Annotated in this window: 13 protein-coding genes; 6 read left to right on the forward strand and 7 right to left on the reverse strand. The window is 66.6% G+C overall.

Annotated features, from left to right (window positions below; all coding sequences use genetic code 11):
• Window positions 1-78 precede the first annotated feature (78 nt).
• The 4 genes from NX782_RS11000 to NX782_RS11015 form a co-directional block, all read right to left on the reverse strand.
• On the reverse strand, window positions 79-777 hold the full coding sequence (locus NX782_RS11000; RefSeq protein ID WP_258845494.1) for a hypothetical protein: 699 nt from the start codon (window positions 775-777) through the stop codon (window positions 79-81).
• A 77-nt stretch (window positions 778-854) separates the two neighbouring features.
• Window positions 855-2489, reverse strand: a complete 1635-nt coding sequence (locus tag NX782_RS11005; RefSeq protein WP_258845495.1) for a methyl-accepting chemotaxis protein — start codon at window positions 2487-2489, stop codon at window positions 855-857.
• Window positions 2490-2649: 160 nt separating this feature from the next.
• Entirely contained in the window at window positions 2650-4371 is a 1722-nt protein-coding gene (locus tag NX782_RS11010; RefSeq protein ID WP_258845496.1) for a DUF8614 domain-containing protein, read from the reverse strand.
• A 113-nt stretch (window positions 4372-4484) separates the two neighbouring features.
• The gene (locus NX782_RS11015) at window positions 4485-5537 is read right to left on the reverse strand and encodes a WD40/YVTN/BNR-like repeat-containing protein (protein WP_258845497.1); all 1053 of its coding nucleotides are present in this window, start codon (window positions 5535-5537) and stop codon (window positions 4485-4487) included.
• A gap of 85 nt (window positions 5538-5622) precedes the next feature.
• Here NX782_RS11015 and NX782_RS11020 point away from each other — a divergent pair, with 85 nt between their 5' ends.
• Window positions 5623-5925, forward strand: a complete 303-nt coding sequence (locus tag NX782_RS11020) for a hypothetical protein (RefSeq protein WP_308632916.1) — start codon at window positions 5623-5625, stop codon at window positions 5923-5925.
• Window positions 5926-5994: 69 nt separating this feature from the next.
• Here NX782_RS11020 and NX782_RS11025 read toward each other — a convergent pair whose 3' ends face one another.
• The 3 genes from NX782_RS11025 to NX782_RS11035 form a co-directional block, all read right to left on the reverse strand.
• Window positions 5995-7455: an efflux transporter outer membrane subunit gene (locus tag NX782_RS11025; RefSeq protein ID WP_258845498.1), complete on the reverse strand. Its 1461-nt coding sequence runs from the start codon at window positions 7453-7455 to the stop codon at window positions 5995-5997.
• Window positions 7456-7574: 119 nt separating this feature from the next.
• Entirely contained in the window at window positions 7575-9161 is a 1587-nt protein-coding gene (locus tag NX782_RS11030; RefSeq protein ID WP_258845499.1) for a DHA2 family efflux MFS transporter permease subunit, read from the reverse strand.
• 9 nt (window positions 9162-9170) lie between these two features.
• Entirely contained in the window at window positions 9171-10361 is a 1191-nt protein-coding gene (locus NX782_RS11035) for an HlyD family secretion protein (RefSeq protein ID WP_258845500.1), read from the reverse strand.
• Window positions 10362-10475: 114 nt separating this feature from the next.
• Here NX782_RS11035 and NX782_RS11040 point away from each other — a divergent pair, with 114 nt between their 5' ends.
• The 5 genes from NX782_RS11040 (at window position 10476) to NX782_RS11060 (ending at window position 13726) form a co-directional block, all read left to right on the forward strand.
• Entirely contained in the window at window positions 10476-11123 is a 648-nt protein-coding gene (locus NX782_RS11040) for a TetR/AcrR family transcriptional regulator (protein WP_258845501.1), read from the forward strand.
• A gap of 128 nt (window positions 11124-11251) precedes the next feature.
• Entirely contained in the window at window positions 11252-11437 is a 186-nt protein-coding gene (locus tag NX782_RS11045; RefSeq protein ID WP_258845502.1) for a hypothetical protein, read from the forward strand.
• A 26-nt stretch (window positions 11438-11463) separates the two neighbouring features.
• Window positions 11464-11724 carry a hypothetical protein gene (locus NX782_RS11050; RefSeq protein ID WP_258845503.1) on the forward strand — a complete coding sequence of 87 codons (261 nt, stop codon included), beginning with the start codon at window positions 11464-11466 and terminating at the stop codon, window positions 11722-11724.
• 38 nt (window positions 11725-11762) lie between these two features.
• The gene (locus NX782_RS11055) at window positions 11763-12908 is read left to right on the forward strand and encodes a sensor histidine kinase (protein ID WP_258845504.1); all 1146 of its coding nucleotides are present in this window, start codon (window positions 11763-11765) and stop codon (window positions 12906-12908) included.
• Window positions 12905-13726, forward strand: a complete 822-nt coding sequence (locus NX782_RS11060) for a LytR/AlgR family response regulator transcription factor (protein ID WP_258845505.1) — start codon at window positions 12905-12907, stop codon at window positions 13724-13726. The genes NX782_RS11055 and NX782_RS11060 overlap by 4 nt, the downstream gene beginning before the upstream one ends.
• Window positions 13727-13765 lie beyond the last annotated feature (39 nt).

Raw genomic sequence — 13765 nt, forward strand, 5'->3', positions numbered from 1 at the left:
AAACGCCTGACCCGACCGAACATCTGTGCGGCACCGTACAATTGCCGAAAAAACCATAAAAGCCGCTTGACGCCGGCTTCAATCGTCGCTGACCAGACCGTCTTTCCAGAGCGCCGAGGCATCCTCGAACGGCTTGCCGGCGCTGCCGAAACGGCTGCCGTCCGCCGCCAGCTTCACCCACACTCGCGTATCGTGGCCGCTGCGCGGCACCGCCTGCACGGCGCGCACCTTGTCCAGCCAGGCGTGCACGCGGGCGTAGTCGGCGGGATGGTTACGATGAATCCAGGCCAGCGCCACCAGGTCGGCGTAGCCCTCCTCGCGGCGCATCTCGCGCATCGCCTTCGAGGCCGCCAGCAGCGACGGGTCGGCCGCGCTCTCCTCGCCGACCTCGACGAAGCCGGCCGGCAGGACGTGCCAGGCACCCTGGGCATAGCGCCAGCAATGCGCGATCTCGTGCGCCGCCATCGCCTCGATCAGCTCGCCCTGCTCGGCTGGAGCAACGCCCGCCAGCACCTTCTCGGCCTCCGGATTGCCGCGCAGCGAGAGCACCAGCTTGCAGCGCCCCTGGTCGAAGCCCATCGCCAGCGGCACATCGTCCGGCCCGGCTTGCGGCTGGACCACGACGTCGATCGCCAGCGGCAGGCTGCGCGCGTATTCGAGGACCGGGTAGGAGGCCAGCAACCAGCGCTTTTCGAGTGCGGTGAGGTCGGCACTGGCGGCACTGGCTGCCTGGGATGCCGCGCCCAAGCAGGCGGCGGCGAAGAGGAACTTGAACATGGAGGGCTTCCCCATTGGATAGATAACATGCCTATCGGCAATTCTATCCTCCGGTGTAGCCCTCGCGAGGAAATTTTTTAACGACTGCTCAAAACGGCAAACTTACCAGAAGTGCAATCCGTCAGCGCCGGGGCTGGCATGGCGTTGCCGAGCCTGAAGATGCTGACCAGCTGTGCCAGGCTCTGCGCCTCGTCCTGCAGGGCCGCTGCGGCAGCGCCGGCCTGTTCGACCAGGCTTGCGTTCTGCTGGGTGGTCTCGTCCATCTGGCCGATCGCACGATGAACCTGTTCGATGCCGGCGCTCTGTTCCTGGCTGGCCAGGCTGATCTCGGCCATGATGTCGGTCACGCGCTTGACCGAACTGACGATCTCTTCCATCGTGCTGCCGGCCTCGTTCACCAGGCGCGCGCCGTCGTCGACTTTCGCAACCGAGTCGCCGATCAGGCTCTTGATCTCCCTGGCGGCGGTCGCCGAACGCTGGGCCAGGTTGCGCACTTCGCCGGCAACCACGGCAAAGCCCCTGCCCTGCTCGCCGGCGCGGGCGGCTTCCACGGCCGCGTTGAGCGCCAGGATATTGGTCTGGAAGGCGATACCGTCGATCACGCCGATGATCTCGGCGATCTGTTTCGACGAAGCGTTGATCGAGGCCATGGTCTGCACCACCTGCGACACCACCGCGCCGCCGCGCTGGGCCACGCTGGACGCCGACTCGGCCAGGGCGTTGGCCTGGCGCGCATTGTCGGCATTCTGCTTCACGGTGCCGGTCAGCTCTTCCATCGACGACGCGGTTTCTTCCAGCGTGCCGGCCTGGCGCTCGCTGCGCGCCGACAGGTCATGGTTGCCGGCCGTGATCTCAGTCGAGGCATTCGCGATCGTCATCGTGCCGGCACGTACCTGGCTGACGATGTTGACCAGGCTGTCGCGCATGCCCTTCATCGCGAACAGCAGGCTCGACTTGTCGCCGGCGCGGGTGTCGATCGGCACCGAGAGATCGCCGGCGGCGATCGCACCGGCAATCGCGACGGCGTAATCCGGCTGGCCGCCCAGCTGGCGCAGCAGGCCGCGGCTGATGGCCCAGGCGGCCACGCTGCCGGCGCCGACCGCAATCGCCAGCAACACCAGCATCCAGGCCAGGAAACTGCCCGACAGCGCACGCGCTTCGGCAGCGGCATCGTTGTTCAGCTTTTCTTCGAGATCGATCAGGCGGTTCACGCTGGCCAGCCATTCGACGAAGGCCGGCGCCGCCTGCTTGTCGAGCAGGGCTGCCGCCTCCGCCGCATTGTCGGCCTGGCGCAGCGCGATGACCTTCGCGATCAGCGGCTGGGTGCGCTGCTCGACGTCCTTGATGACGGCCAGCGCCTGCTTTTCTTCCGGCAGGATGTTGCTGCGCCCGGCAAACAGCGCGTCCAGCGGGCCGGCCGATTTCTGGTAATCGGCGTCCAGCTTGCGGATCAGTTCGACGTGCGGCCTGGTGGCGTCGGCGCTGCTGGCCAGCACCACATCGCGCAGGGCGATGGAACGGTCGTGCACGCTGCCGCGGAAGTTGATCGCATAGCGCTGCTTGACGTTGTTGACGTCATTGATGTGGATAAGGATGTTGTCGATCTGGCCGACACGGTGGATCGCCAGCCCGGCCAGGACCGCCATCAAGGCGAGGACCGCGCCAAAGCCGATGGCCAGGCGCTTGCCAATAGTAAAACCTGAGGAATGCATGAAAACACGTCGTAGAGGAACCGGAATGCGCGATCCGGGCGCCGCTGCCGATGGAATTTCCATATGGCAACTAAGTTGACTATAGCACACGTCGCATCAAATTCGTCACACTTCGTGCTGCGAGCAGGGTTTCCTGCCCGCATATTTGCGCATTACCCGGTCATTTACTCAAATTTGCCGCCGTCACAAAAGAAGGACGGATATCGTTCGGCACCGCCTTCATCTTGTCGAGCGCCTTCTGCACGTCCGGGCGGATCACCACGTACTGCTTCATCAGCGCCTGCGCACGCGCGTAGTCGCCGGTGGCTTCGATGGTCAGGAACTCGCGGTCGAGATCGGCCACGGCGCCCTTGATCTTGGCAAAGTCGACCGAGAAGGTGCCGTCGCCGTGCGAAACGAAGCCGCCCTTGTCGAGCAGGTAGTTGACCTGGATCGCCATGCCGCGCGCGTGCGAATCGGTCAGGCCGAAGTGCAGCGTGCGGAAGGCGGAGGCCAGGAAGGTGTTGTACAGCTTGCGCTCGGCTGCGGTGCCCTGCCCCAGCGAGGATTTCAGCTGGCCCTTGTCCATCATGTAGCGCAGCGCCCACAGGCCGGTCACGTCGGCCTTGGCTTCCTCGATGGTCGAGTAGGCATCCTTCAGGTCCTGGCGCGGCGTCGACGGCTTGCCGTTCTGCGTGGTCGCGTGCGGGCCCAGGCCGTGCATGATCTCGTGCGCCAGGATGTGGGTGAAGAAGGAATCGAAGTCGAGATCCTTCTGGTCGGCGGGGCGCAGCACCAGTTTGGTGATCGGCTTGAGCGTCGACTCGAACTTCGCTTCCTGCACATTCTTCAGCATCACGCGCTTGGAGCCGCGCTTGCTGATGATGCGCTCGTCGTTCGGCAGGTTGTAGGCGGCGGTCTGCACGCCCATGTTGCCGTCGCCGGCGCCGTAGACCTGGTTGACCACCACCATCGGCGCGATCGCACCGACCTTCGGGTTGCGGTACTTCGGATCGAGCGGCAGGTTGTTTTCCAGCTCCTGCATATGCTTGCCGAAGAAGTTCAGCTTCTCGGTCTCCTTGGCGTCGCGCACGTTCACATAGGCTTCGAAGGCGGCCTTGTAGCCGAACAGCTCGTCGTTATAGGTTTCGTACGGGCCGATGGTGACGTCGACCGGCGAATCCAGGTCCATCCAGGCGAAGTCGGAAGCCAGGTAGTCGTTCGACAGGAAGGCCTCGGCGCGCAGGTTCAGGAATTTCTTCAGCGAGGCGTTGTCGGTGGCATTCGCCGCCTCCTTCAACAGCCTGGACAGCTGCTGCAGTTCGGTGGCGTATTCGTCGGAGTAATTCACGCTGGTGAACTGCTGCGCGCCCTTGCCGTCCTTGGTGCGCTTGATCACGGTGAAGAACCACTGCGCCTGCTCCTTGTCCTTCGGCGCCAGCTTGTTCATCCAGGTTTCGAGTTCCTGCTTGGTGGCGCCTTCCGGATAGAAGTTGGCGCCGGCCGGTTTCTCGGCCGGGATCTGGATGCCGCCAAATTCCATCGGCATGAAGGAACGGTTGCCGTCGATGATGGACCACGGTCCCTTGTTCAGCCAGAAGTAGTCGCGCCGCGCCTTGCCCAGCGGCGTCGTGTCTTTTTGCAGCTCGGCCCACAGCGCCTCGTTGCCGGACCAGCGCTGGCGCAGCTGCAGGGTATCGACGATCTTCGCGGCCTCGATCAGCTTTTCGATGGCGACGTGGTCGCCCTTCGACAGCTTGCTGGTGTCGGCAATGAGGTCGACCGGGGCGAAGCGCCTGGCCATCGTGTTCAGTTCGGCGACGGTGGCCGGGTTGGCGGCACACGCGGGTGCGGCGATGGCGCCGAGCACGGCGAAGGCGATCGGGAGCAGCAGGGTCTTCATGGTGTCTCTTGTCTCGAATGGTTGTAATTGGGTGATTGTAATCCGGCCGCTTATTCCAGAAAGGACACCAGCTGGTCAGCCCTTGTCTGCATGCCGCTCATCGGATGCACATCTCACCTGGCATTCAGCGCCGGCCCGATGAACTTCATCACCAGCCCCTTTGGCCCCACCGCCCAGCCGGCCGACGGGTTCGCAAAACCGACCGTGTTCAGCGGCGTGCGATCGAGTTCAGTCCAGCTCTTGCCGCCATCGCGCGAGTAGCCCGACCCGGCCAGCCCGCCGGCCACCAGCGCACGCGGCGCGCCCGGCACCGGCACCACCACCGACATGTAGCCGGCCGGCTGGACGGCAACCGGCGTCCACGTCGCGCCGCCGTCGGCCGTGACGGCGCCGTTGATGCCGGCCATGCGCGTTTCCTTGTAATCGCCGCCCGCCGCGAAGCCCTCCTTCGGATTCAGGAAAGCCACCGAGAACACGCCGCGCGCCGGCGCGCCGGCCGGGATCGGCGTCGAGGCTGCGCGCCAGGTCTTGCCGCGGTCCGCCGAGTGGAACACGCGCGAGTTCGCGCCGCCGCCGGTGGCGATCCAGGCATCCCTGGTGCCGGCCACCGTCAGGCAGGTGCCGCTGGCGGCGAAGGCGCCTTCGCTCGGCATCGCCTCCAGCCCCTTGGCCGCGACTTCACGCCAGGAGGCGCCGCCGTCGCTGGTGGTGTAGACCTGGAAGCTGCCCTTGACCGGGTCGCCGAACAGGATGCCGTTGTCCTTGTCCCAGAACGCCATCGCGTCCCAGAAGCCTTCCGCCACCTGGTTCGTGGTCATCAGGCGCCAGGACCTGCCGCCATCGTCGGTGCGGTAAATGCGCGAGGCCGCGCCGGGCCCCGCACCCATCACGATCGCGGTTTTCGCATCGATGGCGTGGATGTCGCGGAAGTCGATCTTGTCGGCGTCCGGCACCTGCATCGCCTGCCACGTGGCGCCGTCGACGGTGCGCAGGACCGTGCCCTTGGCGCCGCTGGCCCAGGCGACCTTGTCGCTGACGACGGACAGGCCGCGCAATTCGGCCGTGGTGCCGCTGGGGGTAGGCTGCCATTCCTGGACCATCATGGCGGAAACGGAGGCGGTGGTGGCGGACAGCAGTGCGGCGATCAGGGCGGAACGTGCGAACATGGCTGGGGATATGGCCTCGATGGCCTTCAGAGTGATGGTGCGGACATTATAATGAGGTCCTTTCCCGCACTCAGAAACGAATACCATGGCCACTCCCCTGACCTACGAAGCCTTCCTCGACGAAGTGACGACCCTGCTCACCGAGATGTACGACATGGAAGACGAAGCCGCCATCAAGCTGGTGATGCAGGCGCAGGACGCCGAGTACTTCGTCATCCACGACGACAAGCCGGAACTGCGTACGCTGGAGCAGGCAAAGACGGAAGCCGTCGCCCTGTACAAGGCGCGCCAGAACCGCGTCGAGACCCAGCAGAAGCAGCAGCGCGCGCAGCACCAGCGCAGCACCGGTCCGAAGACCGGCCCCAAGACCGGCCCGAAAAAGCGCTGAGCGAGCCTGTAAAAAAAAGGAGGATAGCGGCGCAAGCCCCTATCCCCCTTTTTGCTTCTGCCTCTAAGCTTAGTTGCCGGCCTTGGCGATGGTCGCCACCGGCTCGCCCTGCGTCCAGCCACCGCCCAGCGCACGCGCCACCGACACCGCCGCCAGCAGGCGCTGGGTACGGATCTGCGCTGCCGCACGGTCCGCCGCCAGCGTGCTGCGCTGGGCGTCGGTCACATCCAGATAAGTCGACACGCCGCGGTCGTAGCGCGCCTGCGCCACCACCAGCGCGCGGCTTGCTGCCTGCTGGGCTTGCGCCTGCACCTCGCCCTGCTGCTGGCGTTCCTGCACGTCCGACAAGGCATCTTCCACTTCGCGCAGCGCGGTCAACAGGCGCGCTTCGTGGTTGGCGACGGCTTCGTCGTAACGTGCCTGGGCCAGCTTCAGGTTGGCGCGGTTGCGGCCGGCGTCGAACACCGGCAGCGACAGGGCCAGCGGACCGAAGGAGAACTGGCGCGCACTGCCCTGCGCCAGGTTGCGCAGGCTTTCCGAGGCATAGCCGTAGTTGCCGGTCAGGGTCAGCGCCGGATAGAAGGCGCCCTGGGCCACGCCGATCTGGGCATTGAAGGCGCGCAGGGTGGCCACGCTCGAGGCCAGGTCCGGGCGCTGGCCCAGCAGGCTGGCCGGCAGGCCGACCGGGATGCCCGGTGCCTGCGGCAAGGCGCCGTCCGGGCTCGCTGCCACCAGCGGCGCGCTCGGCGAAGCGCCCACCAGCACCGACAGCGCGTGCTCCAGCGTGTTGCGCTGGCGCTGGGCTTCGTGCAGGTCGGCCTCGGCGTTGGCGCGCTCGATGCGGGTGCGCGAGACATCCAGTTCGTTCGAGAGGCCGGCGTTGAAGCGCGCCTCGATCAGTTCCTGGGATTCGCGGCGGGTCGCCAGCGCATTGCGCAGGATCGCCAGCTCGGCATCCAGGCCGCGCAGCTGCCAGTAGGTGGTCGCCACCTGGCTCGACAGCATCAGCAGCACGCCGTCGCGGTCGTCCTGGGCCGCCAGGGCCTGGGCATCGGCCGCTTCGACCACGCGGCGCACGCGGCCCCACAGGTCCAGCTCCCACGAGAGACCGACGCCGGCCGAGTAGTTGTTACCCTCGATCGAACGGTGGCCCAGCGCCAGACCCTGCGAGGTCTCCGCCGAGGTGCGCGAGTTCGACACGCCGGCCTGCACGTTCACGCTCGGCAGCTGCCCGGCACGCACCATGCCCAGCTGGGCCTGCGCCTGCACCAGGCGCTGCGCGGCGGCGCGCACGTTCGGATTGTCGTGCAGCGCGCGCTGCTCGAGGCTGTTCAGGGTCTGGTCGCCGAACACGGTCCACCAGTCGGCCGGCAGGCGCGCGGCCTGCGCTTCCTGATTGGCCGGCGCATGACGCCAGGCGGCGCTGTCGACGCCCTGCGGCGCCTTGAAGTCGGCGCCGACGGTGCCGCAGGCGCTCAAGGCGGCGGCAACGGCGACAGCAACAGCGGTGTGGATGACGGGTTTGAACATGGTAGTTTTCATTGGTAGTTATCCCTTGTACCGTCGTTCCCGCGAAGGCGGGAACCCATACTGAGCCGAATGAAGACGCTCAGCATGGATCCCCGCTTTCGCGGGGATGACGCTCAAAATCAGTGTCCGCCACCGCCAGCCCCACCGGGCGACTTGACCTTGTCGGCAAACCACAGCGGCACGATCGCCGCGATCAGGATCACGCCGACGATGAAGAAGCCGTCGTTGTAGGCCATCACATAGGACTCGCGGCGTACGATGCGGTCGACCGCTTCGAGCGCCTGGTTGGCGGCGGTTGCCGGGTCGATGCCGCGCGCAATGAAGGCCTGGGTCAGCTGGTCCAACCTGGCCTGGGTAGCACTCGAGAACATCGACACGGCTTCGCCCAGGCGCGCCGAGTGGAAGTGCTCGCGGTTGGTCAGCGAGGTCGCCAGCATCGCGATGCCGATCGAGCCGCCCAGGTTACGGGTCATGTTGAACAGGCTCGAGGCCGAGGGCATGTCCTTCGGCTGCACGCCGTTCATCGCGAAGTTCGACAGGGTCAGCATCACGAAGGGCTGGCCGATCGCGCGGATGATCTGGGTGACCATCAGCTGGTCGTAGCCGGTGCTGGCGTCCATGTAGGCATTCATCAGGCAGGAAACGCCGAACAGCCCCAGGCCGAACATGCACATGATGCGGTTGTCGATCTTCTGCGACAGGCGCGCCACGAAAGGCATGACGAACAGCTGCGGCAGGCCCATCCAGGCGATGACCTCGCCGATCTGCATCGGCGAATAGCCGGCGATCTGGCCCAGGTACAGCGGCAGCAGGTACGACGAGCCATACAGGCCCATGCCGATCACCGCCGACAGGATGGTCGCCACCATGAAGTTGCGGGTGCCGTACAGGCGCAGGTTGACGAAGGGGTCGGCGCGCGAGAAGCCGATCACCACCCAGCCGAGGATGCCGACCAATGCCAGCGCGGCAAAGGTGATGATGAAGCTCGACTCGAACCAGTCCTTCGAATTGCCCTCTTCCAGGAAGATCGTCAGGCTCGCCAGGCCGACCGCCATGAAGGCGATGCCCAGCCAGTCGGCTTTCGCCAGCATCTTCAGGTTCAGCGGTTCCTTGTCGATGCCCCAGAACATGCCGGCGATCAGCAGCACGCCCGGCACCCAGTTCAGGTAGAAGATCGACGGCCAGCCGTACAGCTCCGTGAGGTAGCCGCCGAGGGTCGGGCCCATGGCCGGGGCCAGGGTCGCGGTCAGGCCGAACATCGCCATGCCGACCGCGCGCTTGGCCGGCGGCAGGCGGGTCATCACCAGCGTCATCGCCATCGGGATCAGCGCGCCGCCGGTAAAGCCCTGCAGCATGCGGAACACGATCATGCTCGACAGGCTCCAGGCCGCGCCGCACAGGGTCGAGAACACCAGGAACAGGGCGGTGGTGATCATCAGATAGCGGCGCTGGCCGAAGGCGCGCACGAACAGCGCGGTCATCGGGATCACCACGATCTCGGCGCACAGGTAGGCGGTCGAGATCCAGGAGCCCTCTTCCTGCGTCGCCGACAGCGTACCGAGGATGTCGCGCAGCGAGGAGTTGGTGATCTGGATGTCGAGCACCGCCATGAAGGCGCCGAGCAGGCCAGCGGCCACCGCGATCCAGGTGCGCGCATCGACCCGCACGTTATTCGCGGGCGGCGCCATCGTCTGGGTGGAACTCATGCCTGTCCTTTACTGGGCCGACGCGGTGCGCTGCGGCTGCTGTTGCGGCTGCTGTTGCGGCTTCTGGCCCAAGTCGATCTCGACCACGGTCGACATGCCCGGCACCAGGCGGCCGGCGTACTTCTTCAGGTCTTCCGGCTTGAGCGTGATCTTGACCGGCACGCGCTGGACGATCTTGGTGAAGTTGCCGGTCGCATTATCGGCCGGCAGCAGCGCGAACTGGTTGCCCGACGCCGGCGAGAAGCTGTCCACGCGGCCGACCAGTTCATGGTCCTTCAGCGCGTCGACTTCGACCTTCACTTCCTGGCCCGGCACCAGGCCTGGCAGCTGGGTTTCCTTGAAGTTGGCGGTCACCCAGACGTCGTCCTGGACGATGGCGGCCAGTTGCTGGCCCGGCTGGATGCGGGCGCCGACTTCGACGCTGCGCTTGCCGATGCGGCCCGACACCGGCGCCACGATCTGGTTGTAGCCGAGCTGCTGCTGGGCGTCCTTCAGTTGCGCCTGCAGCACCTTGACCTGGGCCTTCAGCACGTCGCGCGCCGAGGCGGCGGCGGCGATCTGGGCCTTGGCGGCATTGGTGTTGTCGCGGCGTGCGGTGACGTCGGCGGTGGCGCCGGCGCGGGCCGCGGTGGCGGCATCGACTTCCGCCTTCGACACGGCCTTCATGTTGGTGTTGTACAGCTGGCCGTAGCGCTCGGCGTCCTGGCGCGCGCGCACCAGGTTGGCCTGGGCCTGCGCGACCTGGGCACCGGCGGCGGATGCCTGGGCCCTGGCCTGCTCGACGGCGGCGTCGGCCTGCACAATCTGCTGCTGCACGCTGGCGATCTGGGCCTGGATCTGCTCGACCTTCACGCCCTGATCGGCCGGGTCCAGCTCGGCCAGCACATCGCCGGCTTTCACGAACTGGTTGTCGTCGAACAGCACCTTGGTCACGACGCCCGGAATGCGGCCCGACACCGGATGCACGTGGCCGGTGATATAGGCGTTTTCGGTTTCGACGAAATTGCTGCTGCGGTACCACATGCGGCCGCCGGCGCCGAGGGCGGCCAGGGCGATGATGCCGACCACGATCAGGACGCGCTTCGGCGGGCCTTTGCTGCCGTTGGCGGCCGTGGCGGGAGCGCCCGCGCCTGCTGCAGCCGGTGCGCCCGACGCGGCGGCGGACGGTTTCTGCTCGACCGTGGTTTGCGAATCTGCCATGAATACGACTCCGAAGAAAAATGAAATGGGTTCATCGCATTATTCGGCAAAGCTTGGTCGAAGTCAAGAAATGAAACGATTGCATTTCATTTTTTTCTGGGCTACAGTGGCGGTATGGACAAACCCGTTAATGATTGCAAGGCAGCAGGACGCCCGAAGGCCGCCGACGTCGAATCGCGCATGCAGGAGCTGCTGCAGACTGCCGCCCAGCTCTTCCTGAAGAACGGCTATACCAAGACCAGCCTGGAGTCGATCGCCAAAGCCGCCCACGTGGCGGTACGCACCATCTACGTGAAGTTCGGCGGCAAGGCCGGGCTGCTGCACGCCGTACTGGCGGACAAGCGCCACCGCTTCTTCCGCAACCAGCCGATGCAGACCGACCCGCGTCCCCTGAAGGAGATCGTGGACGACTTCGCGCGCCAGATGCACGAGCTGCTGAGCTCGCAAGAAGCGATCGACATGCAGCGCATCGTGCTGGCCGAAGCGCCGGACAACCCGGAACTGGCCGAAGCCTTCTGGAACAGCGGTCCGCGCCAGACCCGCGAGATGCTGGCGCGCTTCTTCGCACGCCCGGATATCCAGGCGCAGATGCGCGCCGACGTCCCGCTCGATCTGCTGCCCGGCCACCTGATGGCCTGCGTTGGCGGCGACCAGCTGTGCCGCTTCGTGCTCCCGACGCAGAAACCCACGCCCGAGGAGGCGCGCCGCGACCTCGAGCGCCGCCTGGATCTGTTCTACCGCAGCGTCCTGCCCTGCCCTTGAGGGGACGGGACTATGTGCGGCATCGCACGGACCGCTTGCACCAGCCTGGGGCATCCTGAATGCCTTATGAAGGAGGGTGTCATGAACACGAAAAATACAAAGACGGCAGTTCGCCGCAGGGAGGTAGCATGAGCAAGTCGTCCCGTTACGAGTGGCGCGACCAGCAGGCCGCGCTGCAGGAACGCATGAAGGGCTTCCTGGCCAACCCGAACAACGAGCAGATGGAAGCGGTCCTCGCCGAGATGCGTGCCTACGCCGACGCAGCCCAGTCGGGCCATATCGAGATCCCGCAACGCTGGACCAGTTACAACTGATTCCTGCCTGAGCTACTGACCGAGAAATGCCGTCCAGTTCGCTGGGCGGCATTTTTTTTGTCCCGCTTGCCGCCACTCGCGCCGCCCCGATGCAGTTCGCGCTGCCCGGCGGCGTTTCGTCGCATGCGCCCGTGCCGCCGCATGCGCGCGGCTACCCTGCTCCGATCTTTCACGCACCACGGAGCACGCCGATGCAAGCCGCCGACCGTCTCGCCATCCCGGCATTCGTCTGCAGCGTCGCCCAGGCCAGAGCCGCCGGGCACAGCCTGGCTGTCCAGCTGCGTTGATCCATGGTAATTTCTTGGCTAATCAACAAGGATAGACGATGACGACGAATCCCGGCCGCGCCGCCCACCCGCTGGACATGTTCGCGCTGTTCCGGCGCTGGCCCGCCTCGACCGCGCGCAACCTGGTCTACACCGCCTTGTGGAGCAGCGCGCTCGGCGTGTTCGTGAGCGGCTGCTTCATCCTGCTCGGCGCTCGCGTCACCTTGCCTATCCCGCGCTTGCTGGGCATGGTGCTGCTGACCTCGAACACGGTCGGCTTCCTGATCCACGGCGGGCTGGCGCTCCTGCGCCGCTATTTCCCCGCAGCCGCCGCGCGCCGCTCCCCGGCGCTGCGCCTCTGCCAGATGCTGGTGATCGAAGCCAGCGTGGTGATCGGCTTCACGGTGCCGGACGCCCTGCTGCGCGGCGCCAACCCCTTCACCGCGCTGCTGATCGACGGCGCGCTGGCGCCGATCCTGCCGATGGGCATCGTGATCACCGCCATCACGATGACGATCCTGGCCGTCAACGAACGCCGGATGGCGCGCGAGACCGCGACCGCCCTGCAGCAGCAGCAAATCGCCGAAGCCGGCCGGCTGCTGGCCGAAGCGCGCCTGCGCACGCTGCAGGCCCAGATCGAACCGCACTTCCTGTACAACACGCTGTCGAACGTGGTCAGCCTGATCGGCAGCGAGCCCGCCCGCGCGAAGCACATGCTGGAGCGCCTGATCGACTTCCTGCGCGCCAGCCTGTCCGCCAGCCGTGCCGAGCAGACGACCCTCGGCGCCGAGCTCGACCTGGCCGGCGCCTACCTCGACCTGCTGGCCGTGCGCATGGGCGCGCGCCTGCGCTGGCGCATCGAAGCGCATGGCGCCTGCCGCGACCTGCAGATCGCGCCGATGCTGATCCAGCCGCTGGTCGAGAACGCCGTGATGCACGGCATCGAACCGAAGCTCGAAGGCGGCGAGATCGTGGTCCGCGCGGCCTGCGATGACGGCCTGCTGCGCATCGACGTCAGCGACGACGGCATGGGCCTCGGCAATGCGCCGCCACGCCCCGGCGGCGGTGTCGGCCTGTCGAACCTGCGCGAGCGGCTGCGTAGCCTGCACGGCAACAAGGCTCAGCTACAATTATTCGAAAACCAAGCCGCTGGCGTGACCTCGCGCCTGCTCATCCCCTTGTCTCCGACCCTGGACCCAGCGTGACCACCGCCCTGCTCGCCGACGACGAACCCCACCTGCTAGCCTACCTCGAAGAGCAGCTCGCCACTGCCTGGCCCGCGCTGAAGATCGTCGGCCGCGCGCCCAACGGCGTCGAGGCCCTGCGCCTGATCGACGAACTGGGGCCCGATGTCGTCTTCCTCGACATCCAGATGCCCGGCCTGAACGGCCTGCAGCTGGCCAGCCGCCTGAGCGCCGGCGGCAAGGCCGGCAAGACCGCGCCGCAGGTGGTGTTCACCACCGCGCACGAGCAGTACGCGCTGCAGGCCTTCGACAGCGAAGCCTTCGACTACCTGCTGAAGCCGATCCGTCTGGAGCGCCTGCAGCGCACCGTCGCGCGCCTGAAGGAGTCGCTGGCGGCGCCTGCTGCCGCACCGTCGCCGAGTCCGGAAGCCGCGGCCCAGCTGGCGGCGATGCTGCGCCAGCTCGGCGTGCCCGTGCCCGCCGCGCCTGCCGCCGCACCTGCCGCGTCCGCCGCGCCGCTGCAGTGGATCCGCGCGGCGCAGGGCCAGGAGACGCGCCTGATCGCGGTCGACGAAGTGATCTACTTCCAGAGCAACGACAAGTACACCAGCGTCTTCACGCCAGACGCCGAACACCTGATCCGCACTCCGCTGCGCCAGCTGCGCGAACAGCTGGACGAGCAGAAGTTCTGGCAGATCCACCGCGGCGTCATCGTCGCCGCCCGCCACGTGGCCGGCACCCGCACCGACTTCCGCGGCCGGCTGCTGGTCAAGCTCAAGGGCAGGCCGGAAGAGCTGGTGGTGAGCCGGAATTTCGCGGATCTGTTCAGGCAGATGTAGCGGCGTCGACCCGGACCGCATCGACGCCGCTACTTCCAT

Origin of the sequence: Massilia norwichensis, assembly GCF_024753245.1 — a bacterium.
In the GTDB taxonomy this organism is placed as follows: domain Bacteria; phylum Pseudomonadota; class Gammaproteobacteria; order Burkholderiales; family Burkholderiaceae_D; genus Telluria; species Telluria norwichensis.

Bases quoted from the DNA above. Each gene is read 5' to 3' on its own strand.
- NX782_RS11000 (WP_258845494.1), bottom strand. From the start codon at position 777: ATGTTCAAGTTCCTCTTCGCCGCCGCCTGCTTGGGCGCGGCATCCCAG.
- NX782_RS11005 (WP_258845495.1), bottom strand. From the start codon at position 2,489: ATGCATTCCTCAGGTTTTACTATTGGCAAGCGCCTGGCCATCGGCTTT.
- NX782_RS11010 (WP_258845496.1), bottom strand. From the start codon at position 4,371: ATGAAGACCCTGCTGCTCCCGATCGCCTTCGCCGTGCTCGGCGCCATC.
- NX782_RS11015 (WP_258845497.1), bottom strand. From the start codon at position 5,537: ATGTTCGCACGTTCCGCCCTGATCGCCGCACTGCTGTCCGCCACCACC.
- NX782_RS11020 (WP_308632916.1), top strand. From the start codon at position 5,623: ATGGCCACTCCCCTGACCTACGAAGCCTTCCTCGACGAAGTGACGACC.
- NX782_RS11025 (WP_258845498.1), bottom strand. From the start codon at position 7,455: ATGTTCAAACCCGTCATCCACACCGCTGTTGCTGTCGCCGTTGCCGCC.
- NX782_RS11030 (WP_258845499.1), bottom strand. From the start codon at position 9,161: ATGAGTTCCACCCAGACGATGGCGCCGCCCGCGAATAACGTGCGGGTC.
- NX782_RS11035 (WP_258845500.1), bottom strand. From the start codon at position 10,361: ATGGCAGATTCGCAAACCACGGTCGAGCAGAAACCGTCCGCCGCCGCG.
- NX782_RS11040 (WP_258845501.1), top strand. From the start codon at position 10,476: ATGGACAAACCCGTTAATGATTGCAAGGCAGCAGGACGCCCGAAGGCC.
- NX782_RS11045 (WP_258845502.1), top strand. From the start codon at position 11,252: ATGAGCAAGTCGTCCCGTTACGAGTGGCGCGACCAGCAGGCCGCGCTG.
- NX782_RS11050 (WP_258845503.1), top strand. From the start codon at position 11,464: ATGCCGTCCAGTTCGCTGGGCGGCATTTTTTTTGTCCCGCTTGCCGCC.
- NX782_RS11055 (WP_258845504.1), top strand. From the start codon at position 11,763: ATGACGACGAATCCCGGCCGCGCCGCCCACCCGCTGGACATGTTCGCG.